This is a genomic window from Burkholderia sp. Bp9142 (genome assembly GCF_003853415.1).
Classification (GTDB): Bacteria; Pseudomonadota; Gammaproteobacteria; order Burkholderiales; family Burkholderiaceae; genus Burkholderia.
In genome coordinates this window covers 66578-91230 of sequence record NZ_QTPP01000011.1, presented here as the reverse complement: position 1 = coordinate 91230, position 24653 = coordinate 66578, and the positions used below count along the sequence as shown (strand labels likewise).

The 24653-nt window shown below is 61.2% G+C and carries 21 protein-coding genes and 2 tRNA genes; 13 read left to right on the top strand and 10 right to left on the bottom strand.

Translation table 11 applies throughout. The features are described 5' to 3' along the window. The first annotated feature begins 27 nt into the window (after positions 1 to 27). The 3 genes from DIE22_RS14855 to DIE22_RS14845 all read left to right on the top strand — a co-directional run bounded on the left by DIE22_RS14855 (position 28) and on the right by DIE22_RS14845 (position 3307). Positions 28 to 1977, top strand: coding sequence for a triacylglycerol lipase (locus DIE22_RS14855; protein WP_124605402.1), 1950 nt, complete (start codon positions 28 to 30; stop codon positions 1975 to 1977). A 74-nt stretch (positions 1978 to 2051) separates the two neighbouring features. Continuing rightward, the gene (locus DIE22_RS38220) at positions 2052 to 3008 is read left to right on the top strand and encodes a T6SS immunity protein Tli4 family protein (RefSeq protein ID WP_185640618.1); all 957 of its coding nucleotides are present in this window, start codon (positions 2052 to 2054) and stop codon (positions 3006 to 3008) included. Positions 3009 to 3019: 11 nt separating this feature from the next. Next, entirely contained in the window at positions 3020 to 3307 is a 288-nt protein-coding gene (locus DIE22_RS14845) for a PAAR domain-containing protein (RefSeq protein ID WP_124502164.1), read from the top strand. A gap of 1239 nt (positions 3308 to 4546) precedes the next feature. Here the strand turns inward: DIE22_RS14845 and DIE22_RS14840 are convergent. Continuing rightward, a tRNA-Pro gene (locus tag DIE22_RS14840) sits at positions 4547 to 4623 on the bottom strand. Positions 4624 to 4784: 161 nt separating this feature from the next. On the opposite strand from DIE22_RS14840, the gene sixA reads away from it, so the two are divergent. Both sixA and DIE22_RS14830 read left to right on the top strand, forming a co-directional pair. Next, positions 4785 to 5246, top strand: a complete 462-nt coding sequence (gene sixA / locus DIE22_RS14835) for a phosphohistidine phosphatase SixA (protein WP_124502187.1) — start codon at positions 4785 to 4787, stop codon at positions 5244 to 5246. Between the two features lie 159 nt (positions 5247 to 5405). Further along, a complete protein-coding gene (locus DIE22_RS14830; protein WP_040143919.1) occupies positions 5406 to 6212 on the top strand; it encodes a GNAT family N-acetyltransferase in 807 nt (268 codons plus the stop codon). A 210-nt stretch (positions 6213 to 6422) separates the two neighbouring features. Here the strand turns inward: DIE22_RS14830 and DIE22_RS38215 are convergent, their stop codons facing one another. Beyond that, entirely contained in the window at positions 6423 to 6593 is a 171-nt protein-coding gene (locus DIE22_RS38215) for a hypothetical protein (RefSeq protein ID WP_162840567.1), read from the bottom strand. Positions 6594 to 6728: 135 nt separating this feature from the next. Here DIE22_RS38215 and DIE22_RS14825 point away from each other — a divergent pair, with 135 nt between their 5' ends. Continuing rightward, entirely contained in the window at positions 6729 to 6920 is a 192-nt protein-coding gene (locus DIE22_RS14825) for a hypothetical protein (protein WP_124501006.1), read from the top strand. Positions 6921 to 6939: 19 nt separating this feature from the next. Here DIE22_RS14825 and DIE22_RS14820 read toward each other — a convergent pair whose 3' ends face one another. The 5 genes from DIE22_RS14820 to DIE22_RS14800 form a co-directional block, all read right to left on the bottom strand. Further along, entirely contained in the window at positions 6940 to 8310 is a 1371-nt protein-coding gene (locus DIE22_RS14820) for an MATE family efflux transporter (protein ID WP_124501005.1), read from the bottom strand. Positions 8311 to 8320: 10 nt separating this feature from the next. Beyond that, positions 8321 to 8647 carry a DUF2288 domain-containing protein gene (locus tag DIE22_RS14815; protein WP_124501004.1) on the bottom strand — a complete coding sequence of 109 codons (327 nt, stop codon included), beginning with the start codon at positions 8645 to 8647 and terminating at the stop codon, positions 8321 to 8323. 91 nt (positions 8648 to 8738) lie between these two features. Beyond that, positions 8739 to 10358, bottom strand: a complete 1620-nt coding sequence (locus tag DIE22_RS14810) for an acyl-CoA synthetase (protein WP_124605401.1) — start codon at positions 10356 to 10358, stop codon at positions 8739 to 8741. Positions 10359 to 10736: 378 nt separating this feature from the next. Continuing rightward, positions 10737 to 11429 carry a peptidoglycan DD-metalloendopeptidase family protein gene (locus DIE22_RS14805; RefSeq protein WP_124501002.1) on the bottom strand — a complete coding sequence of 231 codons (693 nt, stop codon included), beginning with the start codon at positions 11427 to 11429 and terminating at the stop codon, positions 10737 to 10739. A gap of 133 nt (positions 11430 to 11562) precedes the next feature. After that, positions 11563 to 12474 carry an aldose epimerase gene (locus tag DIE22_RS14800; RefSeq protein WP_124605400.1) on the bottom strand — a complete coding sequence of 304 codons (912 nt, stop codon included), beginning with the start codon at positions 12472 to 12474 and terminating at the stop codon, positions 11563 to 11565. Between the two features lie 484 nt (positions 12475 to 12958). Between DIE22_RS14800 and DIE22_RS14795 the strand changes: the two genes are divergently transcribed. Together DIE22_RS14795 and DIE22_RS14790 are read left to right on the top strand one after the other, a co-directional pair. Beyond that, complete coding sequence (locus DIE22_RS14795; RefSeq protein WP_124605399.1) at positions 12959 to 13789, top strand: undecaprenyl-diphosphate phosphatase; 831 nt, start codon at positions 12959 to 12961, stop codon at positions 13787 to 13789. Between the two features lie 177 nt (positions 13790 to 13966). Further along, positions 13967 to 14043 (top strand) — tRNA-Arg (locus DIE22_RS14790). A gap of 367 nt (positions 14044 to 14410) precedes the next feature. Here the strand turns inward: DIE22_RS14790 and DIE22_RS14785 are convergent. From DIE22_RS14785 to DIE22_RS38770, 3 genes are all read right to left on the bottom strand, one after another. Beyond that, on the bottom strand, positions 14411 to 14602 hold the full coding sequence (locus DIE22_RS14785) for a hypothetical protein (protein ID WP_124500999.1): 192 nt from the start codon (positions 14600 to 14602) through the stop codon (positions 14411 to 14413). Further along, positions 14599 to 15567 carry a DUF932 domain-containing protein gene (locus DIE22_RS14780; protein WP_124501012.1) on the bottom strand — a complete coding sequence of 323 codons (969 nt, stop codon included), beginning with the start codon at positions 15565 to 15567 and terminating at the stop codon, positions 14599 to 14601. Before DIE22_RS14780 ends, DIE22_RS14785 begins: the two co-directional genes overlap by 4 nt. Before the next feature lie 110 nt (positions 15568 to 15677). After that, a complete protein-coding gene (locus tag DIE22_RS38770) occupies positions 15678 to 16406 on the bottom strand; it encodes a hypothetical protein (RefSeq protein WP_260426677.1) in 729 nt (242 codons plus the stop codon). Positions 16407 to 16714: 308 nt separating this feature from the next. Here DIE22_RS38770 and DIE22_RS14770 point away from each other — a divergent pair, with 308 nt between their 5' ends. The 5 genes from DIE22_RS14770 to DIE22_RS14750 are packed head-to-tail and all read left to right on the top strand — an operon-like array spanning position 16715 to position 24647. Further along, positions 16715 to 19246 (top strand): type VI secretion system Vgr family protein, encoded by a 2532-nt coding sequence (locus tag DIE22_RS14770; RefSeq protein ID WP_124500998.1) that lies wholly within the window; start codon positions 16715 to 16717, stop codon positions 19244 to 19246. Between the two features lie 6 nt (positions 19247 to 19252). After that, positions 19253 to 20227, top strand: coding sequence for a DUF4123 domain-containing protein (locus tag DIE22_RS14765; protein WP_124605398.1), 975 nt, complete (start codon positions 19253 to 19255; stop codon positions 20225 to 20227). A 43-nt stretch (positions 20228 to 20270) separates the two neighbouring features. Then, positions 20271 to 23171 (top strand): T6SS effector BTH_I2691 family protein, encoded by a 2901-nt coding sequence (locus DIE22_RS14760; protein WP_124605397.1) that lies wholly within the window; start codon positions 20271 to 20273, stop codon positions 23169 to 23171. Next, on the top strand, positions 23168 to 23899 hold the full coding sequence (locus DIE22_RS14755) for a putative type VI secretion system effector (RefSeq protein WP_124605396.1): 732 nt from the start codon (positions 23168 to 23170) through the stop codon (positions 23897 to 23899). The genes DIE22_RS14760 and DIE22_RS14755 overlap by 4 nt, the downstream gene beginning before the upstream one ends. Then, positions 23868 to 24647: a putative type VI secretion system effector gene (locus DIE22_RS14750; RefSeq protein ID WP_409410193.1), complete on the top strand. Its 780-nt coding sequence runs from the start codon at positions 23868 to 23870 to the stop codon at positions 24645 to 24647. The genes DIE22_RS14755 and DIE22_RS14750 overlap by 32 nt, the downstream gene beginning before the upstream one ends. Positions 24648 to 24653 lie beyond the last annotated feature (6 nt).

Sequence of the window (24653 nt, the reverse complement as noted above, 5' to 3'; positions counted from 1 at the left end):
ACCGACGCGCGAATTTGAAGAACAACGATGAGCGAAAACACAGATCAATCCGGCGGCGGATCGCCGTTCAGTGACGATGCCGAGAACGAAGTCGTCCAGCAGGCTGGTCGCACGGACAAGGACGGGGCGTCGGTCGGGCATTTTACGTTGACGCCGGCGAGTGACACGCGCTCCAAAGAACTGCTGTGCGACGTGCGGCCAATCATTCCGGTGATCTTCCTGCCAGGCGTGATGGGCTCGCCGTTGGTGAACACCGAAACCGGTGACGAGATGTTCTTTGCACCGGAGACGGACGGCCTATTTGGGAAGGCGGGCGCATTGCCAGCACTGATCGGCCTGTGGTTCAAGGGCGCGTCCACGCGGGAAAAGCTGTTCGACCCGACCCTGGCAGCCGTCACCCCGTTCGGGCCGGTCAGCGCCGGCAAGCACGAAAAGGATGCTGAACCAGACCAGTACGTGGACGAGAAGGAGGCCATTCGGCGGGGTTGGGGCTCAGTGTATCGGTCGAGCTATCAACCCATGTTGGCGTGGCTGCAGGAGCAACTGAACGAGCCGATGCATCTGGGGAAGCATAAAGGGCCCTGGATTGCAGGCGACCCCGACGGCAAGAAGTGGGCGCTGAAGCCGCTGCTGGACACGGAGCCGGCCGACTACGGGTCGATCGGCGTCGGCGCGCAAGGCCGGGGGCAGGCGATCGCAAAAGACTCGGAGGTATTCAAGCACTTCATGAAATACCAGTACCGAGTGTACGCAATTGGGTACAACTGGCTGCAATCGAATGAAAAATCGGCACAACAGGTGATTGATGGCACGGATTTCAAGGACAAGAAGACCGGCAAGACGGCGCGCCTGATGGGCATCAGGGAGATCATCGAGGAGAACCATAGCGGCAAGGCGATTATCCTCACGCACTCGATGGGCGGGCTAGTCGCACGAATGGCGATCGCGATGCACGGTGGAGCGGACCTGATGCACGGTGTATTCCACAACGTGCTGCCGGCGACCGGGGCGCCAATCGCGGCGAAGCGGTTCCGCACAGGAGGCGGCAGCGAGGGCGGGGTGAACGGTTTCATCAACGGTGCCCTGCTCGGGAGCGATGCAGACGAGTTCGTAGCGGTGGCGGCGAATGCGCCGGGACCGCTTGAGCTGTTGCCGATGCCGGATTACCACAACGGGGAGGCATGGTGGATCTTTTCGCGGCTTGACGGCACTCCGGTGATGAAGTTTCCGAAGGAAGGAGGTGCTTACAAGGAGATCTATACCAATTCGAATTGGTACGGGTTGGTACCCGAGCAATCGGCTTCGCTGCTCGATCCAGCAGGAATCATCAAAGAGCGACTCGACAGCATGCCAATAAAGACATCTGTATTTGACAATTTCAAAAGCGTTATGAAGGTTGTGGTTGAAAATCAGAGAAAAATAATAAATACTTACCACGATAAAACATACGTAGCATATGGGGATGGGGCGCTGACACCCAAGGAATCAACCGCATCGAGCGACGGCCACGGAAAACCTAAGATCGAGAAAAGCGAGAAGCTCGACGATCTATTGGCATGGGGCACGGTGATCTGGAAAGGGAATATACCGCCCGACGTGACGGAGGAAGAACTGCGCGCCGCGCGGTTCCTGGGTGAGAAGCACGACGATTCCCATACCGGCACGCTGCGCGTGCACTTGGACTCGCGCAATGTCACCATCGAATTCGAGGTGCAGAAGGTAGCGAAGCTGCCGCCAGGCAGCGACGCGCCCGATCCCGAAAAAAATGGCATCGTGCCAGGTGACGGAACGGTGCCGGTCTGGTCGGCGGAGGCCCCAGCCCGCGGCGCAGAAGGTAGCGCGGCCCACGGCGTACAAATGGTCTTTGATCAAGGAGGCTACGTGCATCAGGAAAGCTATAACCATCCGTGGGCGCGCTGGGCGTTGCTCTACAGCATCGTGCAAATCGCGCAGGATGTGCCGGAGCTGTCATGCTGACGCGACTTGGCCGACTTCTGTTTTTAGTGGCGGGCGTGTGCGCCTGTTCGATAACGTTTTCGGGTGAACCGACTATGACGAATCCTTTGCTTTCCAAGTCGCGCCCGTGGTGCATCGGTCGCTTCGTGTTCGACCGGCCAGTGGCAAGCGAAATCACGAATCAGCGATACGCATTTTGGGGAGATAAGCTGGAAACGCAGCACAACGTATCGACTGCAACTTATCAGGGCAAGGTTGATGGGTTGGAAAATAAATTAAAAACGGGAAAGCGCGCCGACCCCGGTACCGGCAAAAAAACGAATCATGCATGGCTTGAAAGGGCATTATACCCAACAAAGCTTTCAAAAGTTTTTGCGTATCAAGATGCTTATACGGAAGGAGTTACCCTTCCATTTGATACGGAAGGATATATTTATGAAAACAACACCCTGTTCCATACAACTGGGTCATTTGGCTCAAGTGGCTTGGACAAGTTCGAGCCTGTTTACACCGACCTCTATCGTCGCATCAAGGCGCGCGATAACTGGTCGGTGCCGACCGAATCGGGATTCTGCTTCGACGGCGGAATTGCTACGGGCTCGTCGACCTATCCCGAAGAAGTCAGCCAGTCGTTCGCGCTGATGCCGGGACGGCCAGCGCTGCTCGTCATTAAGATGCGCGATTCAGTGAACGCGGACCAGAAAGAATCCCTGACCAAGACGTTGCCCGCCCTGCGCGCGCAGATGGATCGCGTGTCGAGCGGCAGTTACCGCATCCTGCGACAAGGCAAACGCACGGTGGCCGGGATGGATGCCGAGGAAGTCCTGTTCGCGCTGAAGGAAGGCGAAATCACGTCCTACCGCTTCTACCTGCTCGCGTCGGGCGATCCGAGCACACTGGCGAAACCGCATACGGCTATTCAGTTGCTGCTCGGTGCGAGCAGCCCCGACTTGAAACCTGAAGAGGCGACGTCACCGGTCAACGAGGCCGGCGCGCTGCAAACGTGGGACACACTGCTGAACAGTCTGCGACTGCGGCCTGGCGCAGTCTGAGCGGGGGCAACATGCGACGCTACGACATCGTGAAGGGTGACACGACGACCGTCGGAGGCATCGTGCAGGGTGGTGACGGACAAGACATTCTGCACGGTCGCGAACAAGCGTATGAACACGATCCGGTATGGTGCCCGGTGTGCAAGACACTCGGCGTGATTGAGTGCGACGGACCACGTCATTCGAGCACCGGACCGGATGGCCGACAATCGGCGCTGAGTGATGACCTCTGTCGGTGCGCATGTCCAACGCCGCCGAAGCTGGTGGCGTCACAGTCGGTATCGTATATCGAGGTCTAAGCGACAGAGAACAACATGTTCCGAAAGATGGCAAATGAAGTTGTACTGCTGGTGCTGGTAGTAAGCGCGACCGAGTGCGCTTCGACCGAAATATTGAACGGCGACATGTAGTTTTCCGTCCCTATACGGGGCCGATGCCTTGATGCTAGATGCCCCTCTATTCTTTGGTGTGTTGGTAGCGAGACCTTGTTTCCGTGACGACCCGTGACGAACGTTTCGAAATGCTTCGGGCTTACCTTGCGGACGCGGGTTTTGTAGCGCTCGACCGCAAGTGGCATACCGTGCATCATCAGTATCGATTCCGGTGCGCGGACAAGCACGTTTCCTCAATGTCCGGAGCGAGTTTTATGCTCAGGGTACGCGGACGCCGCGGGCCATTAACATGTCATCAGTGCGGGATTAAGCAAACCCTGATCCGTAATTGCGACATCGCCCATCAAGCAGGCGGTCAGTGTCTGAGTAAGCGGTATCGCGGGAGAAATACGCGTTACCGCTTTATCTGTGCCGCAAGTCATAAATTCGAAGCCACGGCTGCTTCGGTCTTGGATGGTCACTGGTGCGCAAAGTGCTCAACCGAACGACGATCCGAGCGGCGTCGACATCAAGGTGGGCTGAAGCCAATACAGGATCGTGCGCAAGAGCGTGGTGGCGAGTGCATATCGACCGTCTACGATGGCCGGATGGCGAAATATCGATTCAGATGCGGTTCGGTACACGAATGGGAGGCCGCGGGCTACGACATCTTGCGTAAGGCATGGTGTCAAGAATGCTTTGTCAATGGGCGGAGAAGGCCAGACGGACTTGTGAGCTACAAACGAAGGCGGCAGAGCACGGCGGCAGATGTCTCGCGTCCCTGTATCAACGTATTCAGGCTCGTTACCCATTTCAGTGCGACCGGGGGCACGAGTGGATGGCATGGGGTACGGAAATCTTGAAGGGGCGCGGGTGTCCGACGTGTCGCACCGAAGACAGGCAGCGGCAGGGCATCGAATTGATGCGATCGATTGCTGCGGATCGGGGTGGCCTGTGCGTATCCGAGCACTACGTCGACAACAACACGGAAGCTCGAACGGGAATGCGCGCGCGGTCATCCGGTCATCGATGGTGGGCGAGACCCCAGGCAGGTTGCGTCAGAGGCAACCGGTGTGCTGAATGTCAGTATCTATCGCAGATTACCGCAACGACTCGGCAGTACACCAAAGAAAAAGGGGTTAGCATCAGCTAACCCCTTGATTCCTTTGGTCGGAGCGATAGGATTCGAACCTACGACCCTCTGATCCCAAATCAGATGCGCTACCAGGCTGCGCTACGCTCCGACGAGCCAAAGATTCTATCGTCTAATGGGTAGCCGGGTCAATCACGATATGCATACGGCGCACATCATCACGAACCGCTCACGATTGGCGACAATGAGGATGATGATCGTCCGGCACGCACGTGCGCGACCGGATCGTTCGCCGACGCATGGAGAGATATCATGATGAACCTGATCCTGTGGCGCCACGCCGAAGCCGAAGACTACGCGGCAAACGACCTCGCACGCCAGTTGACGGCCCGCGGGCGCAAGGAAGCGCAGGCGATGGCCAAATGGCTGCGCAACCGCCTCGAGTCGAGCAGCGTGATCCTCGTGAGCCCGGCGGCACGCACCGTGCAGACCGTAGAGGCGCTGACCGACCAGTACCGGACCATCGATGCGCTCGCGCCGGGCGGCAGCGTCGACGACGTGCTGGCGGCCGCCGGCTGGCCGGACGGCATCGCGCCGACGGTCGTGATCGTCGGGCACCAGCCGACGCTCGGCAGCGTCGCCGCGCAACTGATCGCCGGCAACGACGACAGCTGGAGCATCAAGAAGGGCGGAATCGTGTGGCTCGCGAGCCGCACGCGCGACGGCAGCCGTCAAGCCGTGCTGCGCGCGCTGTTGACGCCGGACCTGGTGTGAAGGGGTTTGAAGGTATTGATCGTACGGTTCCGCAAGCTTTCTGCTAAAGTCAATTCGGCGACACGTCATTGAAAGGACACGGTCGTGCCACAGAACGGTAACGACCGGTTACTACATTGGCTGGCATGTCGTCCTATTCCTTACGATCAGGAAAGCCTAATGCGAGAACTGCCGACGCCTACGCTCCCTTTTGCCTCGCTTCCCCTCGACACGACGCGGCGTCACCTGCCGCGCGCTGCTGAAACCGTCACATCCGAGTACCGTCTGCGTGCCGCCTGGGCGCGCACGGAAGACGAGTTGCGCGAGGCCCAGCGCCTGCGCTACACCGTGTTCGCCGAAGAGATGGGCGCGCAGGTCAGCGGCCCCTCAGGCCTCGACGTCGATCCGTTCGATGCCTATTGCGACCACCTGCTGGTGCGCGATCTCGACACGCTGAAGGTGGTCGGCACGTACCGCGTGCTGCCGCCGCACCAGGCCGCGCGTGTCGGCCGTCTGTACGCGGAAGGCGAATTCGACCTGTCGCGCCTGACGCACCTGCGCGGCAAGATGGTCGAGGTCGGCCGCTCGTGCGTGCACAGCGACTACCGCAGCGGCGCCGTGATCATGGCGCTGTGGGGCGGTCTCGGCGCGTACATGATGCAGAACGGCTACGAGACGATGCTCGGCTGCGCGAGCGTGTCGATGGCCGACGGCGGTCACTATGCGGCGAACCTGTATCAGTCGCTGCCTGCCAGCTCGCTGACGGCACCGGAATACCGCGCGTTCCCGCATACGGCGCTGCCGGTCGACGAACTGCAGACGGGCACCGTCGTCGCGCCGCCGCCGCTGATCAAGGGCTATCTGCGACTCGGCGCGAAGATTTGCGGTGCGCCGGCTTGGGATCCCGACTTCAACTGCGCAGACTTCCTGACCCTGTTCCGGCTGTCGGACATCAACGCCCGCTACGCCCGGCACTTCCTGGGCTGAGCAAGCCGAATCGCGGCGCGCCGGTTGCGGCGCGCATGCATGCGAACGCCGTCGCGCGACAGTCTGTCGCGCGACGGCGTTCGACCATTCGGATCGTGCGGATTTATCCGGCCCTGTTAATTTCAACGATATAGGATTGCCACCGTGCCGCAACGGCACGTTTGCGGGCGGTCGCCGCGTGCGGCGGCGCCGTCGACTACGGCGGGTTGCCTAGTGCTTGCGCCGCCAGTCGAGCAGGTGGTGTTCGGCCATCCAGTGATGGATCATCCCTTCGCCGCCGTGGCTGCGCTTGTATTCGCGCGATTCGAAGTAGGACAGGGCGACGAGCACCATCAGGCCGATAAACAGGCCGATCAGGCCAGCGATTTCTTCAGACGACATGGCAGCCTCCTTTCAACGGCACAGCGCCATGGCTACATACTAGAACATACGCGGGACGACCCCTAACCGGGAATTCAGCTAGACTCGTCGCGGTCCTGGCGCGCGATGGGCGCGCCGTTTTCCGGAGCCTTCCCGATGTCCCGTTTCATGCTGGCCGTGCTGGCCGCGTCCATTCTTGCCGGCTGTGCCAGCGATCCCCGCCAGGCCCGTCGCGGCCACCCGCCGCAAGATCCGGCCGATTACCATGGCGTGCCGACCGACATGACGCCGCCGTCGATGCTCGGGGAGCCGGCGCCGTCAGCGCCCGCGTCCACACCCGCACAATAACCTCGGGCCCGCGCGGCAGTCAGGCGCCGGCCGCGCGTGCGTCGGCGCCGATCCGGCGCACCAGCGCCGGCAGGTAGCGCGCGAGCGTCGCGCCGCGCGCGGCCATGAACAGCAGCAGCGCGAACCACAGCCCGTGATTGCCGAACGGGCCGACGACGGCCAGCGTCGCGGCAATGAAGATCGCGAACGACGCGACCATCGCGCGCATCAGCGATTGCGTCTGCGTCGCGCCGATGAACACGCCATCGAGTTGGAACCCCCACACGGATACGATCGGCGAAATTGCCGCCCACGGCAGATATTGCAGCGCGACCGCGCGGATCTCGGCCTGGTCGGTCAGCCGCGCGACGATCCAGCCGCCGGCCGCCCAGTAGACGAGCGCGAACAGCAGCGCGCCGAGCGCGGACCACAGCAGCGTGACGCGCACGGCCTGCCGGAATGCGGCGCGGTCGCGCGCGCCTGCTGCGGCGCCGACGAGCGCCTCGGCCGCATGCGCGAAGCCGTCGAGCCCGTACGCCATGAAGGTCTGGAAATTCAGCAGCAATGCGTTGGCCGCGAGCGTCGCGTCGCCCTGTTTCGCGCCGAGGTGCGCGAACCAGCCGAACGCGCCGAGCAGGCACAGCGTGCGCAGGAAGATGTCGCGATTGAGCACGATCAGCCGTTTGAGCGCCGCACGGTCGGCCAGCGCACGCGCGGCAAGTGGCGCGAGGCCGCGCGGCCGCAGCCGCCACAGCATCCAGGCGCCGAGCGCGAAGCCGCACGCGTCGGCGGTCGCGGTCGCCGCACCGATCCCGGCAATGCCCCAGCCGAAGCCGTACACGTACAGCAGCACGGCGCCGATGTTCACTGCGTTGATGAACACCTGGGCGACGAGCGCGAGCCGGACGCGCTGCACGCCGAGCAGGTAGCCGAGCACCACGTAGTTCGCGAGTGCGAACGGCGCGCTCCAGATCCGCGCGTGGCCGTAGGCCAGCGCGGTTGCGTGGACGGCTTCGCTGCCGCCCAGCGCGGTCAGCGCGAACGACAGCAGCGGCACCTGCAGCGCGAGCACCGCGGCGCCGAGCGCGAATGCGACGATCAGCGCGCGCAGCACGTCCAGGCGGATGCCGGCGGCGTCGCCGGCACCGTGCGCCTGCGCGACGAGGCCGGTCGTGCCCATGCGCAGGAAGCCGAAGCCCCAGAACACGAAATTGAAGAACAGCCCGCCGAGCGCGACGCCGCCGAGATACTGTGCGCCATCGAGGTGGCCGGCGACGGCCGTATCGACCGCGCCGAGGATCGGCTGGGTCAGGTTCGCCAGGACGATCGGGAAGGCGAGCGCGAGGACGCGCCGGTGCGAGACGGCGGCCGACCCGGCGCCGGCCCCGTGCGGTAATGCGGATTCGGGCATGGCGGACGCGTCAGGCGCGTTCCTGCACGCAGACCCACGGCGACACGACGACCGCCCACAGCTCCGGATTACGCGCCGCGAAGTCGGCGGCGGTTTCCGCCGGCATGCGCGCGACGAGGCCGGACGACAGCCAGCGCGTGACCTGTTCCGCGTCGTCGCCGGCAATCGCTTCCGCGACGCTGACGAGATCGAGATCGCGCGCGACCGACAGCAGCTTGCCCTGCGCGAAGAAGCGCTCGAGATCGCACCAGTCGATCTTGGCGGTTTCGCCGAGGAGTTTGGCGTAGAGCGGGCTGTGCGACGCGCCCGCGGCGGATTCGTGTTGGTGGGAGGACATCGGTCGTGTGCTGGAAAGACTGCGTGGCGCCACTATAAACCATCCGGGCGACCGGGCGACCGGGCGGCCGCCCGGCGCGGCCGCGCCCGGTTCACGCGTCGCGCAGCGCGCGGCGCACGATCTTGCCGGTCGCCGTCATCGGCAGGCTGTCGACGAACGCGATCGCGCGCGGGTACTCATGTGCGGCCAGGCGCGTGCGCACGTGCGCCTGCAGTGCCTGGACGAGTGCGTCGTCGCCGACATGGCCGGGGTTCAGCACGACGAACGCCTTGACGATCTCGGTGCGCGTCGGGTCGGGCACGCCGACGACGGCCGCCATCCGCACCGCCGGATGCGTGAGCAGGCAGTCCTCGATCGGCCCCGGGCCGATCCGGTAGCCGGCGCTGGTGATCACGTCGTCGTCGCGGCCGACGAAGCGCACGAACCCGTCGGCGGCGATCGTGCCGGTGTCGCCGGTGAGCAGGTAGTCACCCGCGAACTTGTCGCGCGTCGCGGCGGGATTGCGCCAGTATTCGATGAACATCACCGGATCGGGGCGGCGCACCGCGATGCGCCCCTCGACGCCGGGCGGCAGCGGCGTGCCGCGCTCGTCGACGATCGCGACCGTATGACCGGGCACGGCCTTGCCGATCGCACCGGGCTGCGCGTCGAACAGCGCGGCGCACGACGACAGCACCATGTTGCATTCGGTCTGCCCGTAGAACTCGTTGATCGTCACGCCGAGCGCGTCGCGCCCCCAGGCCGTCAACTCGGTGCCGAGCGATTCTCCACCGCTCGCGACCGATTTCAGCGCCAGCGTGTGGCGCTCGCGCGGCGCATGCACCGTGCGCATCAGCTTCAGCGCGGTGGGCGGCAGGAACGCGTGGGTCACGCCGTGCCGCGCCATCAGTGCGAACGCGGCCTCGCCGTCGAACTTCTCGAAGCGGCGCGCGAGCACGGGCACGCCGTGATGCCATGACGGCAGCAGCACGTCGAGCAGCCCGCCGATCCATGCCCAGTCGGCGGGTGTCCAGAACAGGCGCGCGTCGCGCGGGAAGCATTGCTGCGACATCTCGACGCCCGGCAGGTGGCCCAGCAGTACGCGATGCGCGTGCAGCGCGCCTTTTGGCTTGCCGGTCGTCCCGGACGTATAGATGATCACCGCCGGATCGTCGGCGGCGGTGTCGGCCGGCACGAAATCCGGTGATTCGGCGGCGAGGGCGTCGTCGTAGCGCAGCACACCCGGCGCGTCGGGCACGTCGTCGCCGATGCAGTAGCACGTGTGCAGCGCCGGCAGTTGCACGCGCAGCGGCGCGATCTTCGCGTAGCCGGCCGCGTCGGTGACGAGCGCGGCGGCTTCGCTGTTCGCGAGCCGGTATTCGAGCGCGTCGATGCCGAACAGCGTGAAGAGCGGCACCGCGATCGCGCCGAGCTTGTACGCGGCGAGATGGGCGATCGCCGTTTCGGGGCCCTGCGCAAGGAAGATCGCGATGCGGTCGCCGCGTTGCAGGCCCGCACGCGCAAAGCTGTTCGCGAGCCGGTTAGAGGCATTCCTCAGGTCGTCGAACGTGATGCGCGACACGTCGCCGTGTGACGTTTCATGGATCAGCGCGAGCCGACCGCTGCCGTCGGCCCACTTGTCGCAGACGTCCACGCCGATGTTGTAGCGGGCCGGAATCTCCCACCGGAAGCGGGAGAGCAGGTCGTCGTAGCGTTCGGCGGCGAGCAGCATCGCGGGTCTCCTTGACGTCGATCGACGGATCCGGTCGATGGCTTACATCTGCATTTCATGCGACCGAACCACAATGGCGTCTGATAGATAGGGAATGTTCGGGCTCGTGCAACGGGGACGGCTCAGTGCACGATTCCACAATGACGCATAAGATCACGACAAAACAGTGATGTGACCATGGATCTGCTTCTGATAGCTGCGGGGTTCAGCCTGTTCGGAATCGGGGCGCTGGTGGTGTTTGCCAGCCGCGTCGATCCGTTGTCCGGCCGTTTCACCGGCCGTCTGCGCAAGCGCTGACACAACCTTCCCGATTGTCCTCGCGACGACATGCGATGCATGCCGGCATCGCGTGTCGCCCCCTCGTCGACGGTGGCGCGTTCAGCGCGCCGGCAGGTAGCGGGCCGGATCGATCGAGCGGCCGCCGTAGCGCAGCTCGAAATGCAGCGCGATGCGATCGCTGTCGCTGTTGCCCATCTCCGCGATCGTCTGCCCCTGCGTGACCGACTGGCCTTCCTTCACGAGCAGCGCACGGTTGTGCGCGTAGGCCGTCAGGTAATCGGCGTTGTGCTTGAGGATGATCAGGTTGCCGTAGCCGCGCAAGCCGTTACCCGCATAGACGACCGTGCCCGGCGCGGCGGCCAGCACCGGCGTGCCCGGGGAGTTCGCGATATCGATGCCCTTGGATTTCGAACCGTCGAACGTGCGCACCACGTTGCCGGCGGCCGGCCAGATCAGCGCGATGCTGGTGGACGGCTTGACGGCCGATTCGACCGGCGCGGAAGGCGCGGGGCGGCTGCGGCCCGCGCTGCCGGTGCCGGTGGTCGACGCGGTCGTCGTGCCGGGCGGCGGCGCGACGCGCAGCACCTGGCCGACCTCGATCGCGTCGGGGTTCGTGATCTGGTTCCAGCGCACGATGTTCGCCGTCGACGTGCGATTCTCGCGCGCGATCTTGTAGAGCGTGTCGCCGCGCTCGACGCGGTAGTAACCCGGGCCGACGGGTGCGGAGCCGCACGCGACGAGCAGTGCGGCGCAGGCGGCCGCGAAGAGCCGCTTCGTTGTTGTTCCGAACATTGAACCTCGCAAAACCCTGCCGCGCGTAACGCGGCAGGCAATACAAAACGTCAGATTTTAACGGGTTCGACCCGCGCACCGCAGTTTCGGGCCGCGGGCGCGGCCGGCGCGCACCGGTTCGGTGCGGTCGATGTCAGCCGGCGAGCGGCAGCGCGCGAATCCGCAGCGTGGCCGTTTCGGTCGCGCCCGGGGCGAGCATGCGCAGCCCGAGACCGTTGTGGATCGCGTCCGGCAGGCCGAGCCATGGCTCGACGCAGTAGAAGTCCGATTCCGGCTTTTCGGTCCAGGTCGTCACCGCGTACCACGGGATCGAGCCCGGGACGTCGAGTGCGATCTCAATCGTGCGGCCGCGGCCCGGCATCACGATGCGCACCGGCGTGGACGGCGCGCCGTCGAGGCAGTGGAAGCGGTCGAGGATGTCCGGGTCGCCGAGGCTGTACGACGCTTTGCCGGGCTCGAGCGGGCTGATCGAGCCGTCGGCGCGCTGCAGGCAGCGGCGCGTCGGCGGCAGTTCCAGCGTGGTTTGCGCGCGTTCGCCGTGCGGCAGCGCGAAGTAGAAATGGTGGCCCGCGTAGTAGGGCAGCGGCGTGTCGCCGCGGTTGGTCGTGGTGAGTGCAACGTCGAGCGTGTGGGTGTCGGCAAGCCGGTAGGTCGTCTCGAACCGGAAATCGAATGGATAGCTGTCGCGCAGCGCGTCGTCCGCATCGAGCGTCATCGACAGCGCGGCGCCGTCGGCCGACGGTTGTGCCGCGAACGGCAGGTCGCGCGCGAAACCGTGCATCGGCAAGTCGCGGACCACGCCGGCGGCGTCGCGCCAGCGACCCAGTTCGCCGTCGACGCGATGGCGGCCGAGGAACGGGAACAGCAGCGGATTGCCGCCGCGCACGCGCGCGAGGTTGCTCCAGTCGGCCGTTTCCGGCCAGAAGATGATCGGCTCGCCGTCGACGTGCCACGACAGCAGGCGGCCGCCGAATTGCGGGGCGACCCGAACGAGCGACGGGCCGGCGTGGAGTTCATGAATGTCGTGCTGCTGGAAGATCGGCATGGCGAATCGGTATGAACAGGGTGGGCGGGTGCGCGATGGCGCGCTCCATTATCGGGCCGCGAGGCGGTCGGGGAAAACCCTTCTCGGGAAATCGCGAGTTTTTCAGAGTGTCGGCTGTCGGGATAATGCCTCTAAACCGGTGATGTTGCCGGGTCATGACACTTCGTGGAGGGGGCCATGGATCTGGCAATGGCAATGGGAATCGCACTGTTCGGCATGTTCACCGGCAGCACGGTACTGTTTTTCTACCAGCTCGGCCGCTGACGGCAATTTCTGCCGGAATCGCAAGGCCCGCCATGCAAATGGCGGGCTTTTTGCTTTCCAGATGCTTACAAATTGCAAGCGTTTGTGTGCATTGCCGCAATAACCTGCCAAATGCCTTGGCGCGGTAATCCTGGCTCGGCATAATCGGGGCGCGTTTTTCGGACGCGCGATGCGTCGTCCGCTTCTCTACCCGATTGACCACCACTAAAAGGACCGACGCGTGAGTCTCTGGTTTCTGGTATTCCTGAGCGTCCTGCAGGGCGTCACCGAACTCTTCCCCGTCAGCAGTCTCGGCCACACGCTGCTCGTGCCCGCGCTGTTCGGCATGCACATCGACAAGCATGCGCCGCAGTTGCTGCCGTTCCTCGTCGCGCTTCACCTCGGCACCGCGCTCGCGCTACTGTGGTATTTCCGTGCGCGCTGGGTTGCGTTGATCGGCGGTTTCTTCGCGCAGCTCGGCGGCCGCAAGAATGACGACGGGCACCTGATGTGGGCGCTGATCATCGGCACGATCCCGACGGGGATCGTCGGCCTGCTGCTCGAGAAACGCATCGAGCGCGTGTTCCACGATCTCCGGATCGTCGCGATCGCGCTGATCATCAACGGCGTGCTGCTGTGGGTCGGCGATCGTATCCAGCGCAGCCGTGCGCACCAGCCGCCGGAGAAGATGACGTTCAAGCAGGCGTTCTTCGTGGGCCTCGCGCAGATCGGCGCGCTGATTCCGGGTTTCTCGCGCAGCGGGCTGACGATGATCGCCGGCAATGTGGCCGGGCTGACCGCGGAGAAGGCGGCGGAGTTTTCGTTCCTGCTCGGCACGCCGATCATTTTTGCTGCGGGCGTGCTCGAGCTGCCGAAGCTGTTCCACGCGCGCGACCAGCTCGCGGATGCGCTGCTCGGTGGTGTGCTGACGGCGATTGCGGCCTATCTGAGCGTGCGGTTCCTGATGCGCTATTTCGAAGGGCGCGGGCGGTTGGCTTCGTTCGGCGTGTATTGCGTGATTGCCGGGGTGTTCTGTCTCGGGTGGTTCATGCTGCATCCGCAGCCGGTTTGATGGCTGCGGCGCCGGTCGCGCGTCTCGTGGGATATGACGCGATGATCGGGTATAATTTTGGGCTCGGCTTCATGCCGGGCCCGTTTCGTTTCGGGGCTTTGAGTTCGTGGGTGTGGTGCTCGAAGCCTCGCGCGTCAAATGCGGTCCGGGTTGTGCGGCCGTGTCTTTTTCCCTCGACCGCCCTTAGCTCAGTTGGATAGAGCAACGGCCTTCTAAGCCGTAGGTCACACGTTCGAATCGTGTAGGGCGGGCCAATGAAATCAGTGTGTTAGCTGATATTTTCAGGCGATCCTTGTCAAATCGGCATGTTCATGTAACCGCTACGTAACCCAATTGGGTCAACGTGGATGCACATCGATGCTCTTTTGTTCGCCGGACGGGCCCGAGTTGGGCTTGGGCGGGTGCGACGAGTGTTCATGCAACGAAGCACGCGGCCCCGACGCTCGAATCCGATGGGTGGCCTTAGTGGTTTTTGATGCCGCATCAATTACGTGTCCAAGTGTTGGCGCGGACGCGGGATGAGTTCCGCGAAGTTCTGGGCCGAGTGCCTGTCGGAGACCTTCATGTATGTCGCGATAAAATCAAGTCGCCCGGAGCGGTGAAATTGGGGGCGGTGTCTGCCTAATCACCGGAAGCGGTGTGTGGTTCCTGACAGATCCGATGACCAGCGAGTTTGCCGTTTCCTAAGTGGACAGTTGTACCTTGGGATTTGATTTGCAGGATCGTGGCGTGACGCCCGCCGAACCGTAACCCTGCGCTGCGCGGAATCTGAATGCGCATGTCGACGGCCAGAGGCAGGATGAGCTTGGTCATGCGACAAGCTTCATTGCCTCGTCCCAGGCTCGCTGCTTCAACGTCGCACCTGCACCGAACCATGCGGCATCAAGGCGGTGATCGTCGCTACGTGCGCGGCGATGATGATCGACGTATTCCGTCACGCTGTTGAGCAAGCCCCATGCCGTCCCCGATGCCGACGCCAGGTCTGCCCCCTTGCCACGCCCAGCATAGAGCTGACCAACCGCCTTGATGGCGCGCTCGTTGACGGCAACCGTTTCGCGATCAGGGAGATTGGCAGTCGAGTAGGTCAGCACGCGGCGCAGGAAGGCTTCGGCTGCCGAGTCCGTCACCTTGCGTTCGGACAGCGCCTTGGTGCGTGCCATGAACGCATCCCACGTCGAGACCGCGATGCCAAGCTGGCGTTTGACCACCGCCGCATCGAACTGCGAGCGGTGCGAGACCTTGATTGCACCGACGTTGTGATCCAGCGCGATTTGCAGCGTCTTATTACACACGACACGTACCGACGTGAACTGGGCGGTGGTTGCCAACGTTCCGTCGCATGCGGTCGCCAAGAGGAGATAGCCGTTGATCTCGTCTTTACCCTTGAGCATACCGGATTGGCCGGTACGCGCGAGCGCCCAGAGTTTCCGCCCTTCGCGTAGCACACCCGCCGTCTCGAGCTGGAAGCCGCCGATCTCCGTCAGGTCGCGATAGAACTCCAGAATTTCTTCGGGCTGCACGACCTGATAGCGAGAAGACACAACACTCAGCGGAGCCTTCGTGTCCGAGCGGTACAGCACCTTCTGTTCGGGAAACGCGTGGATCGAACCGAGGCTGCGGTTGCCTGCGGCGACGAACCGCACTTCGGCTTCTTCGATCCGCCAGTTCATCCCGGCGGCTTGTGCCCAGACTTCGAGCGGTTGTTTCGGCGAGAGTTTGTTGCCGAGTCCGTGCCAGGGTTCGGCACCGACGTAGGCCATGGTTTGAACGAGATGCATAAACAACCCCTTGTAGAAATAGACACGTGCATATAGCCCGGCAATCGCCGGACTGGTTCGAATGAGGAGGGTAAGAGACGATGTCGCGCGAGTTGCCGGCGACGAGGGGATCATGTGGCTTGCTTGACGCTAAATGCGTGGCCGCAGGCGAGACAGGCGTGGTTGTCGAGAACGTTGTCATCGATCGCTGCGCCGACGGCCGACCCGGCCGCGCAGCCCGCGGCACTGCCGACGAGCCCGGCGATCACCGCACCGGCGAGCCCACCGAAGATGGTGCCGATTGGTCTGGCGACGGAGCCGACGAGGGCACCGGTTTCAGCGCCCGCCATAGCGGCCGCCATGCCGCCTGTCGCGCCGGCGACGCTGCCGATGGTGCTGCCGGCCTTGCGACCGCGGTTGCGCGTGTCGATTCGCGATGACAGGCAACGCGGACAGCGGATTGCTGGGCCAGACGATGACGGTGCGGCGGCCTTGGACGGTGCCGTAACGGGCTTGCCGGGCTCGCCCATCAACGATTCAATTGCGTCATGCAGATCGTGGCGAGCTTCGGTCGCAGGGGACGCGTAGGCGGGATCTCCATGCTGACTGAACGGCGGATAGTCAACGAGCGCAGCACTGGCTTCATGCGCGGCGTGAACGGCGTGATCGGGATATGGCGCGTACGCCTCCCATTCGTCGAATTCATCGACCGGAATAGTGGCTTGGGGCATAGGCGGTGTCGACGAGTCTGGACCGCCAGGGCGATCCTTGGTTGTCAACCAGTAGAAGCCGAACCCGAACATGGTGACGAGAGCGAGCCCGACGCCGATTTGGATGGTGAGGTAGAGCGTGGGATTCACGAAAACTCCTGAGCAAAGTGCGCCGACATTGGATTGCGTCAGCGGAGCGTGGATTGCGTCAGCGGAGCGACCGTAGCTGGCCGTGTTCAGGAAAGTGATATGTGATTCAAAAAATCTGGCTCACGAAGCAATCGGAAATTTGTTCCTGGAAGATTGTGAAATTCCGGCAATTTCACGCACGAACGTCAGGCCACCAATTTATTCGAGATAGGTCGGCATGCGCGGCGCACTATCGTGTTGTTCCGAAAGGCATTTATAATCAGCCCTCGGCAGAAACCCCACCTGAATACCAACCAAGGGAAAGCTGCATGGGCCACACCGCGCTTTATAAGACGTTGCGTCTGGGTGACGCGCAATACAATCGTCTTGTCAAACTCGACACGCCGCTTGGCGTCGACTGGTTATTGCCGCTCTATGTGAAAGGAACGGCTCGACTCGGTCGCGATTACGAATTCGTGATTGATGCCGTTTCACCACGCGGTAACCAGATTGAACTGAGTGCGCTACTCGCCAAGCCGGTCACGCTCTGGATCCACCAGACGGACGGCTCATACATGCCGATCCACGGCTACGTTCACCGGTTCAGCAGGCTGGGAGCGGATGGGCCGTTGACATTTTACAAGCTGGCGTTCTCGTCCTGGCTCTATTTCTTGCGCCTGCGCCGCGACATGCGTGACTGGCAGGAGCAGAACGGCGAGCAGATTCTGACTGACGTTTTCAATGAGCACTCGCAAGCGCGCGGCGCGTATCGTTTCGATCTGCATAAACCGCTTCCGTCGTATTCGAACCGTGTGCAGTGGGAATACGACCTGAACTTTGTTCATCGTAGTCTCGAAGAAGTGGGGGTGTTCCCATACTTCGAGCAGGCAGACAACGGCCGGGCGCACGCGATGGTTCTGACGGACGACGTTTATTTTGTCCCGGAGCTGAAGCAGCCGGTTGTCGAGTTCGGCCCAACGGAAATTAGCGGCGAACTGGACGGGTTCGCGCAGTGGAAGGAGCAGCTTCAGATTGACAGTGCGCAGCTGACGTCTCGCTCGTTCGACTATAAGCGCCCCGATCTCCCTCGGCAGGTGCAGGGCGTGACCGACGTGGACGGCCAGTTGCCGACCGATGGGGAGATCTACGACTACCCTGGCGCGTACATGTGGTCGGACCGTGAGCAAGGTGAGCGTCTTGCCCAGATTCGGCTTGAAGAGCGCAAATCGCGGATGAAACGTTTTCACGGCATCGGTGGCTTGCGCTGCGCGATGCCGGGGCGGCGCTTCGAACTTCGCGGTCATCCGGTGCATGATGCGGGCAGCCAACCGGATCGCGAATTTGTTCTGCTCGGGGTTGACTGGCTGATTTGCAATAATTTGCCTGGCCTGGACGAAGCAGAGCAATTCCCCGACGGGCTGGCTGCGGAAGTCGCTCAAGCAAAGGCTGGCACGACGGTTCGCCATGCAGACGGCAGCGAAGGATTCTTTCAGGTGGTAGTCGAGGCGCAGCCACGCAACGTCCCATTCCGTAGCCCGTTCGAACACAAGAAGCCGGTGATGCAGTTGCAGAACGCGATCGTTGCCGGACCAAGCGGCGAGGAGGTGTATACCGATTCGCTGAACCGGGTGAAGGTGTGGTTTCACTGGAACCGCCGCAACGGTCAGGACGAGCGCGCATCGTGCTGGGTGCGCCCAACGTTTCTTGATGCGGGATCGACCCGTGGCGGGATTCAGCCGCTGCGCAAGGGCGACGAAGTGGTCGTCGGCTTCATGGAAGGTGACTGTGACCGGCCCGTCATCATTGCGAGAATGTACGGGGGCGCTACGCAGCCGGTGTGGCACACGAACGGCTTGCTGTCCGGTCAGCGATCGCGTGAGTACGGCGGCACCGGCTACAACCAACTCGTAATGGACGACTCGACGCAGCAGAATCGGGTTCACCTTTACTCGAGCAGCTATCAGTCGCACTTGCACCTGGGGTACCTGATCCAGCAGACCGACAATACGCGCGGTGCGTTCCTCGGCAGCGGTTTCGACCTCAAATCGGATGCCTACGGTGCCATTCGGGCGGGACAGGGCTTGTTCGTGTCGACACACCCGACAGCAACGAACCAGCCGTTGAACGTGACGGCTGCATCCGAGCAGTTAGCTAGTGCGGAAACCGTTGTTGATCTGACGTCACAGGCGAGTTCGGCGAACCAGGCGGAGAGCCTGGAGGAGGGGCAGGACGCGCTCAAGAAGTTCACTGATGCGACGCACTATAGCGTGAGCGGCGGCGCGGGCAGCGGCGGTCGGACGGGCGGCGGTGGCACGGGCAATGCGAATGGCTTTTCGACACCGATCATGCTGATGGCCAGTCCCGCAGGTGTGGGTTTGTCGACGCAGGATTCAGCGCAAATTACGGCGAACCAGCAGGTCAATATCGTCAGTGGCAAGAGCGTGCACGTGGCCGCCGGCAAATCGCTGATCGCGAGTGTGATGGAGAAGATAAGCCTGTTCGCGCAGAACGCAGGGATCAAGCTGTTTGCGTCGAAGGGCAAGGTCGAGATCCAGGCACAGAGCGACGAGATGAAGCTCTCAGCGCTCAACGACGTAACGATCACCAGCTCGAACGGGAAAGTCGTGATTTCGGCGGAGAAGGAGATCTGGATCGGTGCGGGCGGTTCGTACATCAAAATCACGCCCGATCTGATCGAGAACGGGACCAGTGGTCAAATTCTCGAAAAGTGCGCGAGCTGGGACAAGCCGGGTGCGTCGTCGATGCGCCTGCCTTCGCAGATTGCGAGTGTGCCGAAGGGGTGTGCATGGAAGACGGCTTCGGCGTCTGCAGATAGCGCTTCGAGCGTTGTGCTGGAGTAAGTGGATATGGACAACTCAGACGCGCTCGGCATGGACGAGTCTCCGGAGGCTGCCGTGATAGACGCAGCTGTCAGCAGCTTGCGCACATATTTCAGCAAGCGGCCGGAGATGCGCTGCTATCTCGTTGTGGATCCGAGCCAGCGAGATTTCACGAATGATCACGAGGAAGCCGAGCGGTTCCAGGAATTGAAGCGTGCGATTGTGGAGGTCAAGCACGACGCGTTTCCCGACAGTCACAGGCCCTATCTCGTCGAATTGGATCTTGCCACTTCCGAGGGGAGTGAGGTTTTGGTAGAGAGTGTGCGGGCCGCATTCGAGGATCGCCGACCAATTTCGATGGCCGAAGGATTGGGGCAACGGGTCGGTGGATGGCTCGCCAGCGAGGCGCCGTTGACGGAGGTCGCCGAGCATTGGTCCCGTCACGTTCTGCAGTACAACGAGGAAGGACGGCCGTGTGCGCTACGTTTCTACGATACGCGAGCGCTCAGTTTGATCTGGCCAATGTTTTCCCAAGAGCAACAGCAGGCGCTTCTGGGGCCGGTAAAAGCGTGGCATGCGCTCGACGCATGCGCCAAATTTTGCCTGTACAGCGTACCAGCTGGGTCGCGTGCTGATCTTTCGCTGACGGAGGAGCAATGGCAGCGGATCCACCGCCATGGACTAGTAAATAGAGCGCTTGCGCTGTACGCAATGACGCTCGATCGTCAACCTGAGCAATCCGAAGTTGCGGCCGCAGACGCTGCCGCCACTCGTGCGGAGCACTATGGACTTTTCGACCGGGACGATTGCGTTGCATTCATAGGGAACGCGTTAGCATGGCATCCGCAGTTCGACCTGCATCCGAAGGTGTTACAGCTTTTGGGCGCAAGAGCGCCCGATGAGTTTTATACGGCAGCGGTTGCTGTATTGACAAAAGAGGATGTCGCGGAGATTCGAGACCGCGCCTGGTACGTGCGATTGAGCGCTTCGTCGTCCCGCTGATTGGTGTCGGCAAGATTGCCTGAATTCAATACGAAGAGAGCGTATGGCAGCAAATAACCGGAAATGTGCCAACTGTGAGAAGACGGGACTGCCGATCTTGCCGGTGCGGTACGCCGTCTTGCCTAAATCGGTGAAGGCAAAGATGCCCGCTGGCATCACCGGCGATCGCGTGACGAATGTCGGTCTCACCGAGCACCAGTATGGCCTGCGGACTTTGCGCGACGGTTGGCTCTATCTTTTCTACGAAGTAGGCGCACGGGGTACCAGTTACTGGGAAGCATACAAGGTGACTGAAGACGGCAGGTTGTGGAAGCAATCGCGACCGCTGCCGTCGATTCCAACCACCCATCCGGCATGTGCCAAGACGAGCATTGCGGTTCCGATGGACGTCATCGCGATCGAGCAACCCGAACTATGTACGGGCAAGGTTTATATTGCGTTTTCGCAACTTGCATGGCATCCACGGACTTTCGACAAATACGAGATATACGTCGACTTGCGTAAACAACGCATGCAATGGATCGAGCCGTCAAAATGGATCTCCACCGGAAAGGACGGGGCGGGTCACGCAGTCGTTGCAACGGAGTCTTCTATCAACGATGTGCTGGAGTATATGCCGGGCCTTGATGCGAAGCAGCTTGGTTTGCTTGACGATAAGCAGCGCTTTACTGCTGACGATGGAAGCTATCGAGAAAATCTGCTCGCCCGTGAGGTCTCACGTTATCCCTTGAACATTCGGCAGGCATCGCCAGCATCGGCGAGCCAGTCGCTTGTGAAAATGATGGGCCAAGTTGGAAAAGCCGATGCCGGTGGTGGCGGGGCAACTCCGCCGATCTTTCCCCCGATGTTGCTCGCCTTGTGGGATGCAGTCGGCAACGTTCATGAGCTGAATGGCTTTCGCAACGATCCAGTGTCTTGGCTTGACCGCTATGGGTCGCAGCAGGAACTCGGCATGAAAGTGATGGCCCTGAACGACATCGACACCGCCAAACGTATCGTCGATTCGCGTACAAAACAGAACCTTGCAACTCAGGAGGCGATGGCGAAAGAGGCGCATGCCATGACTCCGCTCGGTTCGGCGACGGCCCGCGCGGGTTTGGCGGCGCAACGCACCAGAGCACTGGCGGGCGCGGATGCTGCACGTGCCCAAGAGGTCAATGCGTACTATGATGATCTCGACTGGATGGCTGCCAATAACATTCCGGGGAGCTATCAGACGCGTCTTATCCAGATTGGACGATTTAGTCGCGCGGGCAGCGCAAATTCAAGTGCGCCTTACCTTGGCAAGTACCGCGATGAGATCATGAACGAAGCGCGTGAGTATGCGAAAGCGCAACCCGGGTTCCATGATCGCAATCTAGACAGAATGCAGAAATCTGAATGGTCTCGGTACGAAGCCCGACTTCAGCGCAAGCAGATCGAGGATTTCCGCAAGCCATACAAGAAATTGCAGAACGCGGTGTTCCAGTTGCAGGACACACGCAGCAATGATGTTGGAAAATGGCTGCGAGCACCGCTTCTTGCGGATACGCTGGAGGACTATTACTGCGACGATCTCAGTGATAGCTTCGAATTCGAGGTTGTCGTTGCAATGGCAATCGACGGGTTGGGATCAACGCCCAAAGGGGTTGCGATTCTCGATGATCTGGTTGGCCGCTGGAAGCCGACGGACAAGGAAAGCATCGTTTGGCGGGCAGTTGCCATGAATCATCCTGCGGGGCGCGAGGAACTTGAGAAATTTCTCGCCAGCGCATTGGAGCACAAGGATAAGCCGCTAGAGGACGATGGTGTCAAATACGTCGTAACGGCGGTGAAGTACATTGGCAAACTGGTCGATTATTACAAGAAATATTCGAAGTTGGCGCTCGAAACAAACCAAGCGAAGATCTCGTACTTAGGGGCAACGTACAAAGAGCAAGGGCGTGACGTATTACTCATGGCTATTGGTGATCGGGTTTTCGAGAAACTCCGAGTCAATAAGTTGGGGGACTTCGTCGGGGAGAAGATTGTTCAGACGCTGTTTCTCCAGCGAGCGGGGATACCGGTCGAGGATGCACTGGCACTTGTTCGCAAGCAGGCTCAGTATGACAAGGTGAGCCGAAGCGAAATCTTGCAGCGTTTTCGCACAGCACGAACCGTGTTAGCAGGGTCGACAAAGGCTGGGCCTAACCCGACCACCGAGTTGTATGAGGTATGGGAAAAGTTGAAGGCGGACAAGGACTCGAACGCGATGAAGGAGCTTCGCCTCGGTCGTATCGCGGTGATTGCTGCGCTATGCGAGTTGGTGAACTTCTGGCATCTGTTGTCGGAAGCCAAGGACGAAGATACCAACGCCAAGTTGATCAAGTCTGGCGCATCACTCAGTGCGTCGATCATCACAATCACGATGACTCCGTATTACGGGACGCTGAAGAAGGCTGTTCGGACGATGAGTTGGAAGATGGTGGGAGGGTTTCTTTCGGGAACCGGTGCATTTGTTGCATCTTGGCTTGATTATAAGGCGACCACTAAGGTGTTGAAGAGTGGTCAGTACGAAGTGGCGTTCCTTCTCGGTCTAAAGACATTGGTCGGGGCGGCCGCAGGTACGGCATTCGTGATCGACGCAATCAGTACCGCAGCGCCGTTGTTCAAGAAATTAGCGTCGCGCTCGGGGAATCGCGTCGTCATCATGGCGGTCGAGACTGTGGCGACGCGAGTGGCAGTAGTTGCGTCGCTCAGAGTGGTCAGTATGTTGATTACGTGGGAGGCGACGATCGCGGTGCTCGCGTTGCAGACTCTCGCCGATTTCGTGACCCCCGATGAGTTGGAGTCGTGGTGTTCGCGTTGCGCATTTGGCACCGGTCAAGAAAGTATTCTGCGTGTGAAAGATCACAGCGTTGGCAAATATTCGGATATGGCACAACAGGAAAAAGCCTTCGACAAAGCGATGGTGGAGATGGCATGAGCTCGGAGCGTGAATATGCGGTTCAGGTGCTGCGAGGGACGATCAGCAAGTTGAAGAGCCGACGTCGTCAGCAGGACTTCGTCTTGAGTGAAACGCAGCATGCTTATATGCAGGCAACGGCCGCAGGCGCTGCCTTGGCTGGCATGGGAGCATTGGCGATCGGGTTGATCCAATCATCTGCGGATTCTGAGGAGGAAGCAGACTGGGTGGAGTTTGAACTGAATGGCAAGCAGATCGAAGGATGGCTGTGGAAGATGCCGATGAAAGATGGTGACGAGGTGGAGATCGTTGCTGAGTTGAGGCCACGGGATCGATACTTCGCCTACTCCGTCCGAAGGGTCAATGATGATGTGGTTGCGGTGTATCCGCACGCAACGAGAGGGAGGTCAGCACTTTATCGATGGCTTATGAAGATTATGCTGAGTCTCTTCGTGCCTATTTTTGGGTTGTTGTGCATTCTGTTATTCCGCGATGCAGATGGCGTTGAAAGAACGACGCTCATAATCTTCCTCGGCATAACCGGCGCCGCTGCTCTAATGATCTTCTGGATACTATTTCACCGCGCTTATCTAAAGATGAGGCACTTTGCCAAATTGGCTGAAGTAATTTTCTCGTGCTATGGCTGGAGCGATGTGCGTAGGATTAATCTTGTGCGGTCGTCGAAGCAGATGAAACCGGAGAGTCGAGATCTCGAATATGGTATTCACTACTTTCGTTATCGGCCTTGAAGGGGGCGGAAATGGCATGAGTTCTGAGCGAGAGTATGCAGTTCAGGTGCTGCGAGGCACGATCAGCAGGCTGAAGTGCCGGCGTCGCCAGCAGGACTTCGTCTTGAGTGAAACGGAGCATGCCTATATGCAGGCAACGGCGGCGGGTGCTGCGTTGGCCGGCATGGGAGCATCGGCGATCGGGTTGATCCAATCGTCTGCGAATTCCGAGGAGGAAGCGGACTGGGTGGAGTTTGAACTCGACGGCAAGCAGATCGAGGGATGGCTCTGGAAGATGCCGATGAAAGACGGCGACGAGGTCGAAATCGTTGCTGAACTGAGGCCGCGTGACCGCTACTTCGCCTATTCAATTCGGAGAGTTCGGGACGACATGGTCGCAGTGTATCCGCATGCAACGAGGGGAAGAACGGCTCTTTATCGTTGGCTGATGAAGATCATGCTGTGGTTTTTTGTGCCGATCTACGCGCTAATGTGCTTCATGTTGTCACGTGACGCTGATGGTATCGACGGGATGACTCTCATGATAGTCCTAGGCGGGGCAGGTGCCTTTTCTCTATTGATATTCTGGATCTTGTTTTACCGCGCTTATCTGAAGATGAAGCACTTTGCTAGATTGGCCGAAGTAATTTTCTCGTGCTACGGCTGGAGCGACGTACGTAGGATTAGTCTCGTGCGTTCGTCAAAGCAGATGAGGCCGGATAATCGAGATCTCGAATATGGCATTCACTATTTTCGCTATCGTTCGTAAGGCATT